This is a genomic window from Novosphingobium sp. PC22D, assembly GCF_002556635.1.
Classification (GTDB): Bacteria; Pseudomonadota; Alphaproteobacteria; order Sphingomonadales; family Sphingomonadaceae; genus Novosphingobium.
In genome coordinates, this window is sequence record NZ_MWMO01000002.1 from 65,976 (window position 1) to 87,465 (window position 21,490).

15 protein-coding genes are annotated in these 21,490 nt (G+C 59.2%); 7 read left to right on the forward strand and 8 right to left on the reverse strand.

Annotated elements, in window-relative coordinates:
- The first annotated feature begins 2 nt into the window (after window positions 1–2).
- Complete coding sequence (locus tag B2G71_RS04005) at window positions 3–2,714, forward strand: conjugal transfer protein TraG N-terminal domain-containing protein (RefSeq protein ID WP_098104468.1); 2,712 nt, start codon at window positions 3–5, stop codon at window positions 2,712–2,714.
- On the opposite strand, the gene B2G71_RS04010 is transcribed toward B2G71_RS04005, so the two are convergent.
- Window positions 2,715–2,918 carry a hypothetical protein gene (locus B2G71_RS04010; protein WP_337189597.1) on the reverse strand — a complete coding sequence of 68 codons (204 nt, stop codon included), beginning with the start codon at window positions 2,916–2,918 and terminating at the stop codon, window positions 2,715–2,717. It abuts the gene before it with no gap.
- Window positions 2,919–3,067: 149 nt separating this feature from the next.
- On the opposite strand from B2G71_RS04010, the gene B2G71_RS04015 reads away from it, so the two are divergent.
- Both B2G71_RS04015 and B2G71_RS04020 read left to right on the forward strand, forming a co-directional pair.
- Window positions 3,068–3,427 (forward strand): helix-turn-helix transcriptional regulator, encoded by a 360-nt coding sequence (locus B2G71_RS04015; RefSeq protein ID WP_098104470.1) that lies wholly within the window; start codon window positions 3,068–3,070, stop codon window positions 3,425–3,427.
- Entirely contained in the window at window positions 3,424–4,719 is a 1,296-nt protein-coding gene (locus tag B2G71_RS04020; protein WP_098104471.1) for a type II toxin-antitoxin system HipA family toxin, read from the forward strand. The genes B2G71_RS04015 and B2G71_RS04020 overlap by 4 nt, the downstream gene beginning before the upstream one ends.
- A gap of 168 nt (window positions 4,720–4,887) precedes the next feature.
- Here the strand turns inward: B2G71_RS04020 and B2G71_RS04025 are convergent, their stop codons facing one another.
- Window positions 4,888–6,024, reverse strand: a complete 1,137-nt coding sequence (locus tag B2G71_RS04025) for a cysteine desulfurase family protein (RefSeq protein ID WP_168176244.1) — start codon at window positions 6,022–6,024, stop codon at window positions 4,888–4,890.
- Between the two features lie 143 nt (window positions 6,025–6,167).
- Between B2G71_RS04025 and B2G71_RS04030 the strand changes: the two genes are divergently transcribed.
- Genes B2G71_RS04030 through B2G71_RS04045 form a run of 3 tightly spaced genes read left to right on the forward strand, consistent with a single transcriptional unit; the run spans window position 6,168 to window position 11,304 of the window.
- The gene (locus tag B2G71_RS04030; RefSeq protein WP_168176245.1) at window positions 6,168–7,136 is read left to right on the forward strand and encodes a DUF4007 family protein; all 969 of its coding nucleotides are present in this window, start codon (window positions 6,168–6,170) and stop codon (window positions 7,134–7,136) included.
- Window positions 7,133–10,474 (forward strand): ATP-binding protein, encoded by a 3,342-nt coding sequence (locus B2G71_RS04040; RefSeq protein WP_141521487.1) that lies wholly within the window; start codon window positions 7,133–7,135, stop codon window positions 10,472–10,474. The genes B2G71_RS04030 and B2G71_RS04040 overlap by 4 nt, the downstream gene beginning before the upstream one ends.
- Window positions 10,471–11,304, forward strand: coding sequence for a phosphoadenosine phosphosulfate reductase family protein (locus B2G71_RS04045; RefSeq protein ID WP_039388585.1), 834 nt, complete (start codon window positions 10,471–10,473; stop codon window positions 11,302–11,304). Before B2G71_RS04040 ends, B2G71_RS04045 begins: the two co-directional genes overlap by 4 nt.
- 49 nt (window positions 11,305–11,353) lie before the next feature.
- Here B2G71_RS04045 and B2G71_RS04050 read toward each other — a convergent pair whose 3' ends face one another.
- The 4 genes from B2G71_RS04050 to B2G71_RS04065 are packed head-to-tail and all read right to left on the reverse strand — an operon-like array spanning window position 11,354 to window position 16,198.
- Window positions 11,354–13,504, reverse strand: a complete 2,151-nt coding sequence (locus tag B2G71_RS04050) for a DEAD/DEAH box helicase family protein (RefSeq protein ID WP_168176246.1) — start codon at window positions 13,502–13,504, stop codon at window positions 11,354–11,356.
- A gap of 17 nt (window positions 13,505–13,521) precedes the next feature.
- The gene (locus tag B2G71_RS04055) at window positions 13,522–13,995 is read right to left on the reverse strand and encodes a DNA phosphorothioation-associated protein 4 (protein ID WP_052321967.1); all 474 of its coding nucleotides are present in this window, start codon (window positions 13,993–13,995) and stop codon (window positions 13,522–13,524) included.
- The gene (locus B2G71_RS04060; protein ID WP_098104477.1) at window positions 13,992–16,013 is read right to left on the reverse strand and encodes an AAA family ATPase; all 2,022 of its coding nucleotides are present in this window, start codon (window positions 16,011–16,013) and stop codon (window positions 13,992–13,994) included. The genes B2G71_RS04055 and B2G71_RS04060 overlap by 4 nt, the downstream gene beginning before the upstream one ends.
- A 2-nt stretch (window positions 16,014–16,015) precedes the next feature.
- Window positions 16,016–16,198, reverse strand: a complete 183-nt coding sequence (locus B2G71_RS04065; protein WP_039388589.1) for a hypothetical protein — start codon at window positions 16,196–16,198, stop codon at window positions 16,016–16,018.
- A gap of 707 nt (window positions 16,199–16,905) precedes the next feature.
- Here B2G71_RS04065 and B2G71_RS04075 point away from each other — a divergent pair.
- Window positions 16,906–17,541: a S24 family peptidase gene (locus tag B2G71_RS04075; RefSeq protein ID WP_098104478.1), complete on the forward strand. Its 636-nt coding sequence runs from the start codon at window positions 16,906–16,908 to the stop codon at window positions 17,539–17,541.
- A 10-nt stretch (window positions 17,542–17,551) separates the two neighbouring features.
- Here the strand turns inward: B2G71_RS04075 and B2G71_RS04080 are convergent, their stop codons facing one another.
- Both B2G71_RS04080 and mobF read right to left on the reverse strand, forming a co-directional pair.
- Window positions 17,552–18,460, reverse strand: a complete 909-nt coding sequence (locus tag B2G71_RS04080; protein WP_098104479.1) for an HNH endonuclease — start codon at window positions 18,458–18,460, stop codon at window positions 17,552–17,554.
- A 72-nt stretch (window positions 18,461–18,532) separates the two neighbouring features.
- A complete protein-coding gene (mobF, locus tag B2G71_RS04085) occupies window positions 18,533–21,457 on the reverse strand; it encodes a MobF family relaxase (protein WP_098104480.1) in 2,925 nt (974 codons plus the stop codon).
- Window positions 21,458–21,490 lie beyond the last annotated feature (33 nt).

Sequence of the window (21,490 nt, forward strand, 5' to 3'; positions counted from 1 at the left end):
GCATGGTCGAGATTTTCACGGTCGGCGGCGGCGAGTATATCGTCAATGTCCTCAACGCCGTTGCCGCCTGGACCGGCGCGGGCGGCTACAAGAGCCTCATTCAGGTCGCGCTGGTGATGGGCATGGTGCTCGCGGTCATCGTGGTCGCGTTCAACCAAGACTGGCGGGCCTGGCTCAACTGGTTCCTCGGTGCGACACTCATCTACATGTGCCTGATGGTGCCGCGCATGGACGTCCATGTGACCGACCGGGTCAATCCCAGCCTTGCACCGGCAACGGTGGCCAATGTCCCGCTCGGGCTCGCCCTGATGGCAAGTTTCACCAGCCAGGCGGGGGACTATCTGACCCGCTCTGCCGAGCTCGTATTCGGCCTGCCGGACGACCTCAACTACTCGAAGAACGGCATGATCTATGGCGCACGGCTGCTCGAATCGACGCGCAGCTTGCGCATTTCCGATCCGGAGTTTGCTGCGAACTTCGACGAGCATGTCCGGCAATGCGTGTTCTACGATCTGCTGCTCGGCCGCTATTCGATGAAGGAGCTGTCCGAGAGCGATGACATCTGGGCAACGATCGCACCGGGGAGCGCGGCGCGCGCGCAGAAATTCCTGACCCGGCAGGCCGACGATAGCGTAACGGCCTCGATCATCACTTGCCGCGAAGCCTACTCCGCGCTGTCGGGGCAATGGGCGAGCCTCATTGACGAGATGACGCTTGTCGCGGGGCGCCAGCTCTATCCACGCCAGACCGAAGCGCTCGCCAAGGCCAAGCTCATGGCCGACCTCCCGATTGCCTACCAGTATCTCACCGGCATCTCGCGCAGCGCGAGCGACATCTTCCGCCAGGTGCTGACGATCAATGCCATGAACCAGGCCATGCATGGCTTTGCAGGGGCGAGCGGAACGGGCAGTATCGACGTCTTTGCGCAGACCCGGGCCGATATTCAGACCGAGCGGACCTATTCCTCGATCGCGCACAACGCGATGAAATGGGTCCCGATCCTCAATGTCGTGCTGACGGTAGTGTTCTACGCGCTGTTCCCTGTCCTGTTTCCGCTGTTCCTGATGCCGCGGACCGGACCCATTGCATTGAGAGGTTACGTCACCGGCTTCTTCTACCTTGCGGCGTGGGGACCGCTCTTCGTCATCCTGCACATGATCCTGATGTTTAAAGGCGCGGGCGATATCGCCGCCGCTGGCGGCAGCACAGGCCTCAGCCTAGCGACTTTTGCCGGCATGAGCGACGTCAACAGCGATATCGGCATCTTGGCGGGCTATCTTGTCGCCTCGATCCCGTTCCTTGCCGGCGGGGTGGCACGTGGTGCGCTGGCGATTTCGGGCCAGGCAACGAGCTATCTCAACCCAAGCCAGAACGCGGCCGAGGAAGCCTCGCGCGAAGCGAGCACCGGCAATGTCTCGCTCGGCAATTCGAACATCGACAATTCGACAGTGTTTTCCCGCCAGTTTGCGCAGGGCAATCTTGCACCCAACATCGCCTATGGCGCGGCACAGACGCGTGGGTTCGGCGACAGCGGTACGCAGACGACCAGCTTCCCCGATGGCGAGTTCGCTGCTGTCCCGAATTCAAGCTATCCGTTCACGCCGACTCTCGGGCAGGACTTCACCGGCCGCCTCGGAACGATGGCGAGCCAGAGCCGGACGCAGAGCGAGACCTATGCCAACCTCGCCCAGCAATCGACGAGCTCTGCGCTCACCCGGTTCAGCGAGATCCGCAACGCCTACAGCCAGGGTCAGAGCTCCGACACGGTCAGCGGCGTCGGCACGAACGACAGCATCGGCACGGCATTCAGCGAAGTCGACAATGCCTCTAGGACGCTCCAGCAGCAGTTTGGCCTGTCCCGGCGCGCGTCAGACGACATTACTATTTCTTGGTTCCTTAACGGCGAAGCAGGAGCCGGAGCAAAGGCCGAAGGCGGAGTACTAAACGCGCAGGCTGGCGTCCGCGGTGGCCGAAATCAGTCGTGGACCGACAGCGATATCGGGATCGCCTCGGAAGACCGTGGCAGGATCATGGGCACGCTGCGGCAGCTTTCGGATAGCCGTAACTGGTCGAACACGCGTGAAGGCTTCCTGCGCGAGACGAGCTCGAGCTCGGTATCGCAGGTGTCGACCAGTTCGTCGGGTCTCAGCCGATCGCTGACAGAAGCCGAAAGCTATACGCGAGAGGCGCGTCGTGCCGAAGAGATGGCCAGCCGCCTCGAGAACCAGGCCAGCTGGTACGAGGCCAACAGCGCCGCAGGCACGCTGAACCTGAGCCAGGCCTATCGCGAATGGGGCATGGCTGAGATGGAAGCCAATCGCGACTATTACGGGCCGGTTCGGTTCGACGACATCGAGTTCCAGATGAGCGCCCGCGGCCAGCAGCTGCAATCGCGGTTTGTCGAGAGCTATGCTGATCGCCTGCAAGACGACATCGAAGCCGACCTTTCGCTGCCGGACTTCGCTCCTGTCAGCCGCCCCGGGATCGGAAGTGCTGAGCAGGTACGCGCAAGAGGAGCCGTGGGTTCTGCGGGTGGTCCCTCAATGCCCGATACTCCTGATCGGTCTGGCATCACAGATGAGGTCGAACGGGTGCGCCGACAGGGTCGTGGCAGGATTGGAACCGTGCGAACTTATCTTGATCGCCAGACGGAAGGTGCCACGGGCGCGAGTGAGGAAGCTGCAGACGACGTCAAAGAATGGAGCAATAGATAGCTACAGCACGAAATCCTGCAGGATGACGAACGCCGCAAATGCGACGACGACCAGCCCAAGTAGCCAGAGTCCGCGTCGTTCCCAAGGATCTGCTAGAGCCTTCTTCCAGCTGTATTCCATACGCCGATTTTCGGAGATGGCACGGTCGATCTCTCGTAGACCCTTCCAGTCCGTCTGGTCGTTTTGCTCCTTCTCGTCATCCATTTCCATCACTCCGGCCTACATAAAGTCGCAAATTTGATGCATTATCGGTTATAAGCCAAGTTACGTCTCGATATTGACACATTAGGTTCCTTCATGTAAAGACGCAAAATCGCTACACAAAGCTCCATATCGGAGATAATGTCTCGATAATGCCACATTATGATTCATCAGACCTGCGCCCTCTATCGGTGCTGCTATCCGACCTCGGGAAGCAGATCGAAGCATATCGCATATCACGCAATCTCAAACAGGCCGAGCTTGCGGAAATGGCAGGTATCTCGCGTTCAACGCTCGCCCGCCTGGAAGCCGGTAATGGCGGGACCATCGATAGCCTCGCCAGGATAATGCGTGCGCTCGAAATTGAAGACCGCCTGCTGGATGTCATGCCGGACGCCAAGCTGAGCCCGCTCGATCCCCGGTCCGATACTGGCAAGGCGCGGCAAAGGGTGCGCAAGTCTTCTGAAGGTGAGGCTGGCGAGGAATGGAGCTGGGGTGACGAGGCTCCATGACGCGTGCCGTAGTCAATCTCTGGGGTCGTCAGATCGGCGCCGTCCTGTGGGATGAGGATCGCGATGTCGGGGTTTTCGAATACACTCCGGAATTCAGCCGCAGCGGTATCGAAGTCGCCCCGCTCACAATGCCCCTGCGAAGTGGCGTCTACGACTTTCCCGCGCTGAATTACGAGACTTTCAAAGGGCTTCCGGGCATGCTGGCCGACAGCCTACCCGACAAGTTTGGTAACGCCCTGATCAACCGTTGGCTTGCCGAGCAGGGCCGCACAGCCGACAGCTTCGATCCGGTCGAGCGTCTTTGCTATACCGGTCGCCGAGGCATGGGCGCGCTCGAATTCGAACCTGCCACCGGTGAGCGCCGTGAACAGGGTCGGTCGGTCGATATCGCTCCGCTTGTCGAGCTCGCCAACAGGGTCATTGCCGCGCGTGAACAACTGGCCGGTGTGCTCAAGGGAGAGGATGACCACCGCGCACTCCAGGAGATCCTGCGCGTCGGCACCTCCGCCGGCGGCGCCCGGGCCAAGGCCGTCCTCGCCTGGAACGAGGCGACCGGAGAATTCCATTCAGGGCAGCTGACTGCAGGGCCCGGCTATACGCAATGGCTCGTCAAGTTCGACGGCGTGTCGGGCAATGCTGACAAGGAACTTGCCGACCCGATGGGCTTCGGCCGGCTTGAGTACGCCTGCTATCTGCTAGCCCGAGAGGCTGGCATCGACATGGCTCGCTCTCGCCTGCACGAAGAAGGCGGGCGGGCACATTTCATGACCCAGCGCTTCGATCGCACGCCTGACGGTAAGAAGCTCCACATGCAGTCGCTTTGCGCGATGCGCCATCTCGATTTCAACTTGGCCCGCGCCTACAGCTACGAGCAGGCGATCGAGACAATCCGCATGCTCGGTTTCGGCCGCGAGGCGATCAAAGAGCAGGTACGCCGCGCGCTGCTCAATGTCTTCATTCGCAACCAGGACGACCACACCAAGAACATCGCCTTCCTCATGAATAGCGCGGGTCGCTGGAGCCTCTCGCCCGCATTCGATGTCGTCTATGCCTACAATCCTGACGGGGACTGGACCAACGAGCACCAGATGTCTCTGGCCGGCAAAACCGACGGTTTCGAACTCGATGACTTGCTGGAATTCGGAAAGTTCGCTGACCTTAAAACGATTGAGACAAAAGCGATCATATCCGAGATCGGTGCCGCAGTAGACCGCTGGTCTCAATTTGCACGAGACGCCGGAGTGCCAGGCGCCATGGCACAAAAGGCAAAGCGAGGATTCAGATCATTCTAGCAGGCCAATAGGCAGGCGAGCAGAAGTCTGTAACTCCTTGGCCGTCAACAGCTTCAGGAGATTTGGGAAACTATCGGACCAACCCCGATCCCCGCCGAAAGCGTACGAAAAGCATCGGTGCGAGAATTGCTCTTCGGTCATGGCGATCCGCCCATCGAAACCTGCGACTCATGCGATGACCTTCATTCGGTCAGCAGCTTCAGCGATGCACTGTAGCGCCATCGCGATCTCGCCCTTGCAGGTCGTCGGTGCCGTACTAAGACGAACGACCTCGGCGGCTTCATTCGCATCGAGTCCCATCGCACGGAGAACGTGGCTTGGTTCGGGAATTCCGGAAGTACAGGCCGAACCGCGCGCCAAGGCCACGTCAGGCTGCAGAAGAGCAACGAGCCTCTCCGCATCAACACCAGGTATCCTGACGCAAAGGTTGCCAGGGTGGCGGTCTTCGCGATTACCGATCGTCTCCATTTGAGGGAACAGGCTTTGCAGCCCCGCTTCCAGTTCCAGCGTCAGGGATCTCCATTCGGCAACAGCACGATCATCGGGTAGCAGCCGGCATGCTTCGCCGAGGCCCGCGCACAATGGGGTCGGAAGGGTTCCAGCGCGCAGACCACCTTCCTGATCACCGCCATGTATCAATGGTTGAAGCCGGGACCTCACCTCGCGACTAACATAGAGAGCGCCGATACCTTTGGGGCCAGAAGCCTTGTGCCCTGACAGACTGAGGAAATCGACACCAAGCTCCAAAACATCGATCGGCAGCCAATAAAGCGCCTGCGCAGCATCAGTATGTAATAGTGCTCCGGCGGACCGACATAGCTGAGATATCTCCTTGATTGGCTGGACAACGCCCATCTCGTTGTTCACGAGCATTATGGACACAAGCAGGGTTTGATCGTCTACCAACTTGGAAAGCCTGTCGAGATCGACCCGTCCTTCACGATCGACAGGAGCAACCACCAGTTCAGCTCCCTCGCGAGCCACCTCTCTTGCCGGCGCAAGGACGGCCTTGTGCTCAATGGCGCTTACGATAACTTTTTTCCGATTCGGGTCAGATCGCGTCAGCCCCCGTATCGCGAGATTGTTCGCCTCCGTGGCGCCGGAAGTGAATATGATCTCATCGGCATCTGCGTCGACAGCATGCGCCACATTATTGCGAGACGCTTCGATCGCATCGGCAGCAGTCCAGCCTGCCGCATGGTCCGCGGCGTGAGGATTTGCATAGTGCTCGGTGTAATAGGGCTGCATCGCAGCGACGACCTGGGGATGGGTCGGCGTGGATGCCTGATGGTCCAGATAGATCACGCTCACCTCCCGTTGTTCTCTTTGCGTTCCACGAACAAAATGCACAAGACACTAGCACTGGTGATTGTCACCAGTGACCCTACTCGCTATCATCACTGGTGAATTTGTCCAGTGATAGGGAAATGGGTGGGATGCGAAGCCTTTTGGACCGCGACGACATCAAGCTGCAGGTGGCCGGACATGAGACCTTTCCCTGCCGATATGGGTGGCTAAAGAAGTCTTACGACGCCGTTTGTGAAGAATTGGCAGTCGAAGATGAACAGCAACAGCATGCTTTTTCCCCAAATGCAGGGATAGGAAAGTTCGGTGTTGGCAAGAACATGGTCGCTTCGATGCGGCATTGGTCACTCGCCTGCGGAGTACTTGTGCCACAGGGGGAGCGGGTGGGACGGCTCGAATTGCTGGAGCCTACAGCACTAGGCCATAGAATCTTCGGTGGAGGTGACCCCTATCTCGAGCTTCCGGCTTCTCTCTGGCTTCTTCACTGGCGGCTCGTTGCAAGCCCTGGGCGGGCCACGACTTGGTATTACTCCTTTAACGAATTTAACGATGCGATATTCACCAAGGATACCCTTGCTGCCCGTCTCTGGGCGAGACTGGAGGAACTGCGAGAGGTTGGTCGTCTGGCGAACAGCCGGATAGCGAAGAACACGGTCGATAGGGACGCCGAATGCTTTGTTCGCACCTATGTGACCAAGACTTCGAGGCGAGGAACGATCGAGGATGGTCTCGAAAGCCCGTTCGCTGAGCTTGGGCTCATTGCCTCGATGGCGGGAGGCGCGTTGCAGTTCCGCCGGGGACCGAAGCCTTCGCTGCCCGATGAAGTCTTCGCATTCGCTCTTGTAGAGTTTTGGCGCTCGCAGTTTTCCACGCGCGGTTCGCTCTCCCTGGAGACCATCGCCCATGACCCTGGCTCACCCGGACGAGCATTCCTTCTCGACGAGGATTCCCTAGTCGAGCGTCTAGAGCGGATTGAAGAATTCACGTCCGCTTCGCTGGTGTGGGACGAAGGCGGCGGATTGCGGCAGGTGTCTCGTCGCAAGGAACTCGACCGAATTGATGCAGACGGCCTCCTCAACCCGCTTTTTGACATCCTGGAGAAGGCGGCATGAGCAAGACTCTCTCTGATATCACTCGTGTCCGTCGCCGTTTCCAACGCTCCATCCGTGTGGGTGATGATGCTGGTGTTGCTGAGGGCTTCATCTGTACTGCTACCGCAGCGCAGGCGCTCGAAACCACCATCGAGCATGTCTCCGCGCTCGGTCATGGGGCCTTCACTTGGACCGGCCCCTATGGTTGCGGAAAGTCGAGTCTAGCGGTTGTACTTGCCGCTCTGCTCGGGCCAACCGGGCCTTCTCGCGACGAAGCGCTTGAAGTACTCCCCGCAGAACTCCGCGAGCAGATCGTCACGAAAATGGGATGGGAACCGCAAGGTTGGACCACTCTCTCGATCGTCGGCTCGCGCTCAGATGCGTCTTCGGTCCTTACTTCCGCGCTCGATGAAGCGGGCATCAAGAAGGGGCGTGGACCGATCGAGCGCCTCGTCGCCGAAGCCAAGCGCGGAATCGGCACCCTGCTTGTCATCGATGAGATGGGCAAATTGCTCGAACATGCTGCCTCCGAAGGGGGTGACGCATTCTTTTTCCAGGAATTGGCCGAAGCAGCGTCGCGCTCGGATGGCCATCTGGTGGTGGTCGGTGTGCTGCATCAGGCTTTCGATGACTACGCCTATCGGCTTGCACGCGAGACCCGCGAGGACTGGCTCAAGATACAGGGTCGATATGTTGATGTGCCGCTCAATCCGACTGGCGAAGAGCAGATCGAATTGCTTTCCCGTGCGATAGAGTGCGACACGCCGCCAAAAGCAATAGCGGGCATATCGGAAGTCGCCAAAGCGATTGGTGGGGCGCGCGGCGGTTCTGATGCGGCGGAGCGCCGTCTCGCGTCATGCTGGCCGCTCGGGCCGGTGGTCGCGTGCCTGCTCGGGCCGCTGTCGAGGCGCCGGTTCGGACAGAACCAACGAAGTCTCTTCGGCTTCCTCGGATCCGCCGAACCGTGTGGATTTCAGGACTTCCTCAGCTCGACACCTGTGAAGGGAGCGGCGGCCTACGACTGCGACTGGTTGTGGGGCTATCTCAGAGCCAATCTCGAGCCATCGATCATGGCGTCTCCGGACTCACATAGGTGGTCGCTCGCGCTCGACGCCATCGAACGTTCGGAAGTCGCCGGCGCAAGCAAGCCCGAACTCTCCGTCTTGCGAGCAGTCGCACTCTTGGACCTTTTCCGAGATCGCTCGGGACTGGTTGCATCCACCGAGATTCTTGCTGCCGCTCTTCCCGATCTGAAGGAAGAGGAAATCGTTGCTGCGCTCGAGGAGCTAAAGAGAAGGTCGGTTGTGATCTTCCGCAGGCACCTCGGCGGCTTCACCCTCTATGCCGGCTCTGATTTCGACGTCGAGCAAGCACTGGAAGAGGCACTCGGCGAAGTCGTTGGATGCGATTTTTCCAAGCTTGGCGGAAGCGGTGTTCTGGCCCCCATTCTGGCCAAGCGCGAATATCATGAGACTGGTGCAATGCGCTGGTTCGAGGTGGACATTGCAACTTTAGCCGATGCGCAGAAGCGGATTTCAAGTTATCAAGAGGGACGAGGCTCCTCTGGATTGTTCCTACTCCTCGTGAATGAGGATGGCGAAAGTCCGGCTCAAGTGCGGCGGGTGCTTGACGGGCTGGAGAAGGAAGTTGGCGACCGGCCCATCGCAATTGGCCTGTCGAGTGACAGCTATATGCTTCGCGAACTAAGCCGAGAGCTAATCGCTCTCGAACGGGTCCAAGCGTCACGCCCCGAACTGAAGGGAGATGCTGTCGCACGCAGAGAGGTCGCGAGCAGACTGGTACGGGTTGCCGGAGAACTCGAAGACCGGATCCGCCATGGCTTCTCGACCATCTCCTGGCGGATACCGGCGCTTGCTTCGGACGAGATCGGCATTGCTGGAAAGGTCAAGGATCTCTCCGTCATCGCATCTCGCCTGGCAGCCGAGCTGTATTCGAAGGCTCCGCGCATCCGCAACGAACTCGTCAACCGTACGAAGCCATCTTCGAACGCGGTCGCGGCCACACGAGCTTTGATGAACGCGATGATTTCGGCAGCGGACGAGCCCAGCCTCGGGATCCAGAAGTATCCGCCTGAGAAGGGACTATATGTCTCGCTTCTCGAAACCACAGGACTTCACGCCGCAGATCGAAGTGGCGCGCTGTCCTTGCGCGAACCGAAGAACGATTCCGCCAATCTTCACGCCCTTTGGGAGGAGGCCGATCAGCTCGTAGAGAAGGCGGGACCAGACGGTATCGGTTTGGAGAAACTGTTCGATGGTTGGCAGGCCCGACCCTTCGGCACGAAAGATGGCCTCCTGCCCATTCTTGGGCTCGCCTATCTGCTCACGCGGCGCGACACTCTCGCGCTATACCTCGATGAAAGCTTCTGCTCGGACATAAGCGATCTGTTCGTAGACAGGCTGCTCCAGGAAGCCTCGAGCATTCGTTTGCGGTACAGCGAGATATCCAAGCGCGACGCAGCCATCCTGAAGGAAGTGGCCGGTGTTCTCGAAGGACTGACAGGCGATGAGATTGTGGCGGCTGAGCCGCTATTGGTTGGCAGGAAACTCGTTTCCCTGGTCATGGAGACGCCGGGCTGGGTAAGGCGGACTGCGCGCCTTTCTCCTTCCGCCCGAAAGGTCCGCGATCTCGCCATGACAGCACACGATCCGAACAAATTCATGCTCGATGACATTCCGTCGCTAGTGAGTTCGGCAGGAAAGCCAGAGCAGGTTGCTCGGATATTGAAGGAAGGGCTCAACGAAATCTCCGAGGCCTATCCTGAAATGCTAGCCTCATTGGAGAAAGATCTGCTGAGGGAACTGCGCGTCCAGGGGAAGCAGGGTCTCGCAAACCTGCGCGCCAGGGCGGAGAGGGTCACAGGGATCACAGGCAACTTCCGGTTGGATGCGTTCGCGACCCGCCTTTCCTCATTCGACGGCAGTATGGACGTTCTCGAAGGTCTCGCCAGTCTAGCGGCGAACAAGCCGCCGCGGGATTGGGTCGATCGAGATGTGGATGCCGCGCGGATCGAACTGGCTGCTCTGGCCCGTGATTTCCTGCGGGCGGAAGGGCTAGCCCATGTTGCTGGTCGCGAGCAATCGCGCTTTGCGCTCGCCATCTTTATGTCGGACCCAAAGGGCGCCGGCGTCTTAAGACCGGAGGTCGAACTTGACGCAGGAGAGCTCGATCAAGCGCGGGCGATCGCCAATAGCCTCCGCGAAAGAATCTCTGCGGGCGTTTCCCGGGATGTGGCGATAGCTGCTGCTGCCGAACTGGCTTCACTTTTGGCGCAGGAAGACAAGGTTGCTGAGCCGGAGTCGTGTTCTCCGATCGTGGCGACGGGAGGAGTTTCGTGAGTAGGCAACGACACGTCCTGGGCCTCTCGGGAGGCCGAGATAGCGCCGCACTTGCTGTCCACATGGCCCAGACGCGGCCGGACATCGAGCTGGAGTACTTTTTCACGGACACGGGCAAGGAGCTGCCCGAGGTGTATGAGTACCTCGGTCGCCTAGAGGGTTTTCTAGGGAAGCCGATCGAGCGGCTTAATCCCGACCGCGACTTCGATTTTTGGCTCCGCCAATACAAGTCATTCCTACCGAGCCCGCGGACCCGGTGGTGCACAAGGCAGTTGAAGATCCGTCCTTTCGAACAATGGCTCTGGCCTGCCCTGGATGACGGCGACGAGGTCGTGAGCTACGTCGCGATAAGATCCGACGAGAACTACCGCGAGGGCTATTCCTCCACTCACCCCAACCTCTCGGTGTTGCTTCCTTTCAGGGAGGAAGGAGTCGACAAGGCGGGTGTGATTGACATCCTCGAGGCGAGCGGTCTCGGACTTCCTAGCTACTACGAGTGGCGGTCACGTTCGGGCTGTACCTTCTGCTTCTTCCAACAGAAGATCGAATGGGTCCGTCTGATGGAGCGTCACCCCGAGAGCTTCGAAGAGGCGAAATCCTACGAGAAGAATGCGATCGAACACGGTTCGCCCTTCACTTGGAGCCAGGGGGAATCCCTGGAAGATCTCGCGCGGCCAGAGCGCGTGGAACAGATTCGGGAAGAACACCGCAAGCGTCTGGAAAGAGCGAAGGCTAAGCGAGTCCGCAATCCGCTGCGATCAGACGATAGCGAGATTGATCTCGACGAGCTCTACGGGCAGGCGAAGGTTTGCTTGGCCTGCCACAAGTAAGAAGACCCGAGAACAAGCCGCTTCGCGTATCGCGAAGCGAAGCCGAGGTTCAGATCACGTGCTCGAGATCGTAGGCCGTAAGGATCGGCCGCAGGATCTGATAAGCTTCTGCGCTGTTCAGGGAGAGGTTTGAAAATTCGGCGACCCGCTTGAGTTCGGATTTTACCAGCTTACGTGCATGCCCCGCCGCATCTTCGTAGCCCTCGGGCAGGACTACGATGAAATCATGGATGGTAGCGCTGTCCTTGCCGGGTGACTTGCGCAGGATGCGCCCACGCCGCTGGATGAACTGCCGGGGGTCTCGGGAACTCGCAAGGATGTACGCGGTACTGCAGGCCGGTACATCGATGCCCTCGTCGAGGCACTTGATAGCGACCATTGCATCGATCAGGCCAAACTTGAAATTGGTGAGGATCGAGTCCCGCTCCCGACGCGGCTCTCTCGATGTGAAACGCGAGATGCGCCAGCCAAGCCGGTCGAGTTGCTGACTCACGACTTCGATCTGTCGCCCCTCGAGAATCTCGTCCTCTTCATCGGCGGGATCGGTCTCGACCGTGCCATCCCCGCAATAGAACAGCGTATGGTTCTGTGGCCGCTTACCCGCCAGCACGCTTTCAAGAGCAGGCAGCTTGTTCACCGCCGACGCTATGACGCGGGCCCTCCGCATCAAAAGGGCCGTCAGGCCTTGGCTTGGCTTGGAACCAGCCGACTTCTCCCGAGCGAAATGTCTGGCAATTTCATTGGAGAGATCGGCGAATTCGTTCGCTTCGTCGAGCGTGAGCTCCACGATGTGCGGGTGGTACTCATACGGCGTAAGAACCTCGTCCTCGATCGCCTGCCGTAATGTGTAGCTGAAGACTATGTCTCCATAGTATTCTGTGAGGCGCCGGTTACGCTCCTCATCGAGATAGTGGTGAGGAGTGGCCGAAAGGCCGATCCTATACTTTGCGTTTTGCGGCAGGAAACCGGCATAGCTTTCGGACGAATGGTGGTGACACTCGTCCCCGATCCATAGGAACCGGTTTTCCGGTATTCTTGAGATTGCGCTCTGGAACTCCGGAGATTTCATCGTCCGGTTCACGACCACGATCGCTGCAAAGTTGATCGCCGCCATTTCGACATCGTGGATGGTCTGGCGAAGATCGTCTTCCCATTCCGTCTTTGAGACGTAGCAGCGGATCGGCTCGATCCCAAAGATTTCCAGTATCTCGCACCATTGGTCGGCGAGGTTCTGGTAGGGCACGGCGATTACAACGGTCAGACCGGGAATGCTCTTGGCCAGCTGTACTACGGCGTAGCAAGCGGTAATGGTCTTGCCTGCACCGGTGGCTAGATCGAAGACGCCTACGAACGCGCCTTTCTCGCGCCAGGCATTGAGTGCGTCCCTTTGGTGGGCGCGTATCTCGAACTTGTAGCCGCCGATCGTCTCGGGGAGCCTCGGTCCTCTTTCCTTGGGAGTTACGTCTAATTCGTCTTCCTGACTTTTGAGCCGTTTCAGAATGGCGAGTTCACGCGCAGGATCTGGTGGAGCATCCATTCGCTCGGCGACTTCGAGAAGGCGGTCTTCGAGCGCGGTGGGAACGTCGATGACCGCCGTACCGCGACTTTTGTTCTCCCAGAGGCGCTCGAATGCCGCCCGGTGTTCGGAGAAGTAGGGTTCGAGTTCAAGCTTCCAGGTGGGGAAGACGTCTATGGATTCGTAGTTGTGGGTCGGGAGCAGGGCCTGAGCGCTTTCGTTCGCTGACCCCGCGAAGACGAACGCATCGCCCGCCTCGTCGGTAATAATCCCGACCTTGTCGTGATACATTCCGTGTGGCCGGAGCGCCACGCGTATGTCCAGCCTTCCCTCGGCCACAAGCCACGCCAAGGTCTGGAAACGCTGTTCGAATACCTCCCCTTGCGCTTCCTCGATCGCGGCGAGGAACTGCTCGCCGATCTCCTCAGAGATCCGCTTCTGGTCTTCGCCCCGCTTTATAGCGGCTATGTCGCGAGCATCGGTAAACGCCCCGACGATGAGGCGCATTCTTCCACCGTTCGCGGTGAAGGTGCTGAGCGCTTGGGCAGCGTATGTGATCGTTGAGCTCGAGAAGAAGCCCACGGCCCGGTCGTAGCGAACCGCGGCAGACAGCGCGGGGAAATAGAAATCCTCCAGGATGTTGTCCCGGTCGGATTTGTAGACCCCCTTGGCCTGGATGTTCATTAGCGCCATCGAGCGCCTCAGAATGATATTGCTGCTAAATCCGGCTCCGCCTGCGCGGGCACGAGATAGCCTCTTTCCCGAAGCATGCTCATCAAGGCCCTGTCAGGATATTCCCCGCCTTCACGCAGAAGGTGGTCTTTGATGATGGCAAGCCCCCCGTTAGCATATTCTTCGAAGATCTCGGCGCAGCGCCCCTCTTCCCCCTCGCGAAGGATGTCGGGATCCTCGGTCTCGGCAAGCGCGATCAGGTAGATGAGATTCTCTGCGTCACCGCGCTCGAACTGTTGATAGGAGACATCTTCGACACCCTGCGAGCGATCGAGCGGGAGACGCCGCTTCTCCGAAAATCCAAGAAGAGCTGCGAAGCAGAGCAACTCACGGATAGTCGGGAAGAGCCTCCTTTCGGAACCCGGAAGCGGTATGGCTGCCAGCTTCTGGACATACTCCTCGTAGATCTTGGACCGGTTGATGTTTGGTGCTCTGGCGGTCATCGAACGATCTCCTCGATCCGGGTGCCATCGGCCTCTTGATCGAACAGAGCAACGGCATAGTCTTTCCCGTTGAACTGACGGGTCTCGCCTTTCTTCCCTTCTCCGGAAGCACGGTTGGTCCGAACGAGGACGTATTCCTTCCCTACTCTCGCACGCAGCACGTCAATCACAGCGTTGTTGGCCTGCGAACCCGAGACCATCAGTACCACCTGACTGGCCATGCGTGGCACATGCTCGCCCGTTGTCTCGCGATAGCTGTCATCGAGCTGGCCGAAGGGAGAGTCCAGAACGAGGGGGGCGACCGTGCCACGCAGCAGTCGGTGATCCTGCGCGTTCTGACGAAGTCGGGCGTACTCGACCAGCGCAGCCGTGAATGCGAGACCGAGTAGCTGGTTTTCGCCACTGGATTTGGGGAGCTGCGTTCCCTCTTCATTGACGAGAGCCACTGCGTATTCGTCGGTCAGTCTCAGCTTAAAGCTCTTCCGGGTGGTGGCCTGAAGGACTTTGCTGATCTGCGAGCGAAGGATCTTTCGAGCATCCTCTTCTTCTTCGACGAGTTCAGCTTCGAGCCGCTCCTTGAGCCGTTCGCACAGTTCGTGACGTCGGACGAAAATTCTCGCATCCTCGTCGTTCTCAAGCAGCTTGTTGAGTTCGCGCTCCTTGTTCGCCTTGGACGCCTCGGAACTGCGGAGATTGTTTTCCAGGGCGCCGATCTGCCGGTTTATCCCATCGAGTTCGCCTCGCAGCTCATTCCGCCGCCGCTCGCGTTCGGCGATCTCATCGAAATCGATGCCAGAGAGCTTGTCGGAGATCTCCCCAAGTTCTGCTTCAATGGCGCTGATCTCGTGTCGAGCTTCGGCTAGTCGCTTGTTAGCTGCGTCCAACCGGCCTGGCGCTTTTTCCCTTTCTCGCTTGAGTTCTTTAAGGGTGGAGCGAACGCTCGAAAGTCGACTGCGCAACGTCTTGTTTGCTGCCTTCTGTAGGAGACTTCGAACCTTCTCATATTCGGTGGAACCCTTTTTCAGCTCCGTCCCGCAGATGCATTCTTCCATCTCCAGAATGTCCTGAACGAACTCTTCGTTGTAGGGCGAAGGGATGCGGCCCTTCACATCCTGAGCCTCGAGATGATCGAATGTCTTTTCGGTAATGCGAGAGGAGACGAGGAAGCGGCCATTGTCGCCGAGCCACTTCAGCAACTCGTCTTGTGCGCTCGCTGCTCTGGTGATAGCACGCTTGAGCGAGTTGTTCGCCCTGTCGCGGCTGGCCTGGAGTTCTCGCGCAGCGGCCGAGTTACGCAATTTGGCTTCAATGTCGGCAATCTGCTGTTGCTTCTGTTCCGCTTGCCCTTTCAGACCGTCGAGTGCTTCCCTGCCGCTCTTGAGCTGGTCCGTAAGCCGGTCGATCTCATTCGAGAGGACTTCGATCTGGTCGGTCGCTTTGGCTTTAGGCATTTGCCGCCGATAGTACGCAGCCGTCTCTTCAAGGTCCCCGATCGCTGTCTCGATTAGATTGCATCCGAGAATATCCTGGACTGCCTTGCGGATTCCGCGCCGGTTCTCCTCGCCGAGGAAGACCTCTGCATGTTCACCGTCGAAAAGAAAGTGTCCCGCCATGGTCTTCGGTATGACCGTGTTGATAAAGCTATCGGGGTTGTCGATCGAAACGCTGTGGCCATCATCGATCCGCATGATTGAGAACTCACGACCGCCCATGGTGCCGTTGCCGTGGAAGCGACGGGCACGATAACGCTTGTCGTTGTGCTCGAAGAGGACTTCTACATAGCAGGAATCTCTCCCCGCGGCCTTGGCGTCGTGGTTAACGAGGTCCTGCTTGCGTTCAAACTTGGCAGTAGTCGTGCCGTAGAAGCACCAAAGCATGGCGTTTAGAAGAGTGGTCTTTCCGACGCCGTTTTCCGCGTGAATCAGAGTAACGTTTTCATCCGGATCCATCGAGAATTCGATGGTATGCTCGCCATGGAAGCAGCGAAAATCCTTCAGAGTGATTTCATCGAGCCACATGATTAGTCTCCTCCCAACGGAGTGGCGCGATCGATAATGTCACGAAGGCGCCGGCGTCGCTCGCTGTCCTTATTCCGGTTTTCGAAGTAGAATTCGCGCTGCAGCTCTACGATTTCCGCGATCACGCGGTTCTCTAGTTCTTCGCTTCCATCCGATTGCGTCTCGGCCGCGTCGCCATCCTGCATTTCTCGTCATCCCCCAGAAGCGGTCTTAGCGCTACATGTGTCACCAATCTATCGATCTGGTAAATAGGGAAATACAGCCGCTCAACACTTGAAGGGCAAATACGATCGCGGTCCCGATCCCCTTCATGCTCAAAGTGCCCGTTGTCCTTCGTTCGCGTTTCAACGGAACGGCTCAGATCTCGTCGAACCGACTGGTCCGCGACATCCATCTGATCGCGTCGCAGTCATCGTCGGGCACCTTACGAGCATCTGAGGCAGTGAGGTCGTGTCGAAGCTTGAGATTGATACGGAAGTACAGGACGTCCTTGATCGATCCAAAGCACTGAAAGTTCTAGAGAACGTGGTAGTTCTCGGCCTGATAGACAATGACAACTGCCAACCATCATAGCCCGAGGGTATGAGCGCAAGCGCCGCGTTAGCAAGTTGGCCGATCAGCCAAGTAGCGCTCCACCTTCTCTACCGTTCGGCGACGCGGCCTGCGGCCAGCTCGTAGGTCAAGCACGAAGCGCGGATCGCCAACCGCGCGACGACCAAACCGTGTCGCCGACATGTGCGATTCTTTCAGGTGTCTCTCAATGCGATCCAGCAATTTCATAGCCTTCCTCGACTCACTCAGCCCTTGTGTTCCTGGTTTGTTCTTAGTAGGAAGGTTCCATCGAGTCTAGGAGATTTCCTTCTCTCCTGAGACCGTCAGAAGGAACGACACGATGGAACACGTCAGAGAGGAGCTCGATCGCCTGATCCAGCAGCGACGGCTCGGATATTCCTCGATCTCGCGGATGATCGGACGAAACTCGTCCTACATTCAGCAGTTCATCAAGCGCGGCTCGCCGCGAAAGCTGGATGATGATGACCGGCGCACGCTTGCCAGCTTTTTCGGGGTCGACGAGCAAGTGCTTGGCGGACCCCCCGCACCCATGCGTGACGGGTTGATCGAAATTCCCGTGCTCAATGTTGATGCATCGGCGGGCTTTGGAGCGATTGCCGAAAGCGAGACCGCCCATACCCGCTTCGGTTTCGACGAACGCTGGCTTGCCAGGCTCACCAGAGCAAAGAGTGCTAGCCTTTCGATCATCCATGTCCTGGGCGACTCTATGGAGCCGACACTCAGCGATAGCGACGAGGTGCTGGTCGATGCGTCGGACCAGGGTTCGCGGCTACGTGACGGCATCTACGTCCTACGCGCCGACGATGCGCTGGTGGTCAAGCGCGTGACGCTCAAGCCAGGTGGCCGCAAGATCACCATCAGCAGCGACAATTCGGCCTATCCCAGCTGGGACGATGTCGACCGGTCCGAGATCCAGGTGGTCGGCCGTGTCATCTGGTTCGGACGCGCTGTCTGATCCTACCGGATCAGAACCCCGCAAAACGCGCGCGATGCTTGGCAACGAAGTCCGGACGGGGGTGATCCCTCGGATCGACCGGAAGCCTGATCTTCTGTCCTGAAGGGGGGAAGAGCTTCAACAGGTCGGACGGCACCTTGTTGTGCGATACGAGCAGGCAAAGGTTATCGTCGAATGTGATGAGATGTCGGTCGAACAGCCAATGGGCCGTAGCCGAGAGTGCCACGCCGTTGGGTACAACATCGGGTCCGCCATCGGCGACAGACCAGATATGGGCCGCCTGTGCCTCTGCTTTCCCGCCACCATTCATGATCCGCAATCCCGTGACGGCGCAGGTGCTGTCATAAGCGTCGAGAACCTGATTGCGGAAACTGGCGGCCCGGATTTTCTTATTCACCAGGATCTGCTCGATCTGGCGTTCGCCAAAATCATCGGCAAGGAGCGCGGCAGTTGCATCGTCGATGTACCGCTCGTCGAGCTCGAGCCTGATCCGGTTGTCCGGGTCGAGCGTCTCGCTCAGGCCCTGATTGACGATCGCGACGAAATCATCGCCATCGAGCGTGCGCACCGATTTTCCGCGCAGCGTCCTCCCAGCATCGCCAGGACGGGCCATCTCGCGAAGGAAGCGTTCGGCAAAGCGTCCGTCCTTGTCGCGGTAGGACACCGCATCATCGAAGGGTAGATAGTCCCTGACGCGCGCGTAGTAATGGGTTGGATCAGCCTCATCGGGATCGATCCGCTCAACGAAGGCGGTCGCGATATAAGCCATCCGGCCGCCCGATACCCGGGTTTCACGGTAAAGGATCCAGTCGTTCTCGAGCTGGCGGGCCTGAGGAAGATATTGCGAGGGGAAATGATACCGCTCGGTAATGAGGTCGTCGTAGCGCGAATTGCCGCTGATCTCGAATACACCCTTCACCGGCAACGCTCCGCACTTCTCTCGAACAGGCATCGTGCCTGGTAACGCGGAAATCGTCCAGGCTGTCGGTGATCAAATGCCGATTTCAAAAGGCTTTACCCTTTCCTTCATGAGTTCGGGCTTGTCACTTGCAGGCGAAGCGCTGCCAACATCCTTGTCTTGTGATAGGCCCTTGGCCGCTGCCGCCTTGAGCCTTTGCGTTACTTCGAGTGCCGATGCTTTCTCGCCGCTGTTGGACTTGATAGCCCGGCCGAGTTTCTCGGCATTATCTGCAATCAGCGTAAGGCCGTCGCGAAGCCGGGTGACCGTGACCAGGAAGGTCTGCCGATTGGCGAGATTGCGTTCGCGGCTGTCCATCACCGCGATCCCGCGATCAGAGGTCAGTCCCTGCGCCATATGCGCATTGAGGGCATAGGCGAGGTCCATGCGTTTGAGCATGGGGTCGCCGCGGCTCAGGCGGAGCTCCTTGCCCGCTGATGTCTCCACCAAGACGCCCTTTGTGTCGATGGCCACGATCCTCGCCTGGTCGGCGTTGAACAGCCCGCGCTTATGGTCGTTGTCGGTCCAACGGATCTTGTCACCCTCGATGATGGATATCGATTTGCGGTCGAAGAGCGACAGCCGGCTATCGTCTGCGCCCGGCCGCAAACGCGCAGGATTGAAATTGCGCAGACGCCCCTTCCTGTCCTCAAGCACGAGCTGCTTGCGCGCTTGGTCGATGGTTTTGACGGTGTAGTCGCCTTTGGAGAGTTTCTGGGTGCTGTCGCGCGAGCGGAAATTGAGAACCATGCCCCGTTGGTATGTGCGAAGGTATCGCAACTCTTCGTGCGTCACATTCACCCGAGAATGAATGGTCAGCCGGCCCGATCGTGGGCCGAGCTCGCCGTTGGCCTTGAGTCCGCGCTGGACAGCCTCGTTAACCGCAGACCGTAAAGCCCGTCCCGACGCGTAGATCGACGTCCGATCCCGATCCGCCGGGCTGAGCGAAAGCCACTTTTCGGCAGCAACAATCGCACTGTCGCCGCGTGCCTCGATGGTTGAAGGAGCAAGAGCCCGGAGCGCATCGTCGATGCGTCCCTCCTGCGCGGCGGCCTGGGCTCGCCGCAGGATGGGATCGCGGCCGCGCAAATTCACATCCATGTTGGCGCGCTCGATCCCGGCCTGCTGGACGAGGTCGAAGGGTTTACCCGCATCGACGGCGCCTAGCTGTCGCTTGTCACCGACGAGAACCAGACGATGGACTTCGGCAAGGTTAGCCAGCCGTACCAGCTTGGCCTTGTCCTCGTTCGACACCATCGACGCCTCGTCGAGCACCAGGACATGGTCTCCGAGCGCACTCCGAGCCTCGCTCAGCAACGTAGCATTTCCCGGCTCGTGCAGAAGCCTGCCCCATTGGGCGAGAAAGCGGGCAATGGTCATCGAACGGATGCCGGTGTCGCGCTCGAGCATCTGGACGAGCGTGTTCTGCACCGCGAGCCCCAGCACCTGCTTGCCTTCCTCTCGGAGCAGCTGGGCGACCGGCTTCATCACGCTGCTTTTGCCCGCCCCGGCTATGCCCTGGATCGCTACGATCCGGTCACGCGATGAGAGCACAAGACTCGCCGCATTCCTCTGCCCTTCGTTGAGCGAAATTCCGTGGTTGATCGCAGCAACTGCCTGAACCCGTTCTGCGGCGTCCGGCCGATTCAGGATGGGCAACACCGCACCTCGTCCCTGGTCGACGTTCGCGAGAATGGTGCTTTCAAGGTCAAGCGCCTCGCGGCTCGCCAACCAGCCTTTGTGTTCGCCTTTGCCGGGCTCAAGTGCGCCGCTTCTGACCAATGCGTTCACACGGGTTTCGACGTGATCCACCGTCGTCGGTAGCCCAAAATCGAGCGCCGCTTTCAGCAATCCCTCACGGGGAAAGGCTGCCTCGCGCTGCGAGAGATGACGCACCGCGGAAGCAACAGCCTGCGCGGCCGCGATGGTCGGTGCATCCTGCTTGAGGACATGGGCAGGGATCAGTGGATCAGTCGGATCGCCCTTGATCCGCTGCGCGAACTCTCTCAGCTTCGCAATTCCGCGCTGCAGAAGGCTGCCCTTATTCGCGCTGGGAATGTCCTTCGTTGCAGCACGCATCTGCGACGCATCGATCAAACCGGCAAGGTCAATCCCGACTTCCTGGGCTCTCTGCTGCCATGCATCGAGAAGGCCTTCCCGGTCCCTGACGGGCGCCTTGCTTTTCCTTGTAGCGAGCACAGCAATGTCACGGGTTTTCGGGGTGTTCTCACCCAGCTGGCGTACCGCGTCGAGGACTTCTTCGCGCCGCGTGGAAAAAGCCATGACCTGCTCGCGGGCGATGCCCGCTGCTTCGAAATTGCCATGCTTTCCAACCGGCCCCGCCTCGTAGCCCATTTTCTCCACCGCCAGACGAAAGCGCGCCATGGTCATCGAGTTGAGCAGGGTGTTGAACGACCAAAGCTTGTCATTGCGAAGCGCGCGCCACTTCCCGTCGATGCCTTGCGTGACATTCGCCACGACCGCGTGAAAATGCAGGTTCGGCTCCTGGTTGCGGTTGGTGTCGTGCTGGAAAAGACCAATCGTCAGATTATCTGTCGCGACCTTCCCGTAGCCAGCCTGACTGCCCATCCGGGTCTGCGCCGCGTTCTTTTCTGCCCAGCGCAAGGTCTCGATGACGGCCTCGCGATAGGCATCGATAATCCGCTGGTCGCCGCCCACCAGCGCGAGCAGCGACCAGCTTTTCGGGAGTGAGAATGTGAGGTCGGTTCCCGGCCTGTGGGCCTGGCCCGCATTGCCAACCTGGATGCCGCCGGGCAGTTCTCCCCGCAGCAAGGCATCGAACTGCTCGGCGTTTACGCGGCCCTCAAAGCCAAGTCGTTCCGCTCCCTTCCCGACCCAGGTTCCGGAACGATCGGCATCAGCGCCGGTGTAGTAATTGTCTGCCGCGAAATAGCTCGCGGCGGCGGAAGGGGAGCGCACATTGGCGACGGAAAGCATTCTGCCTGGTCCTCGTCACGGCTCCCCTCGCGG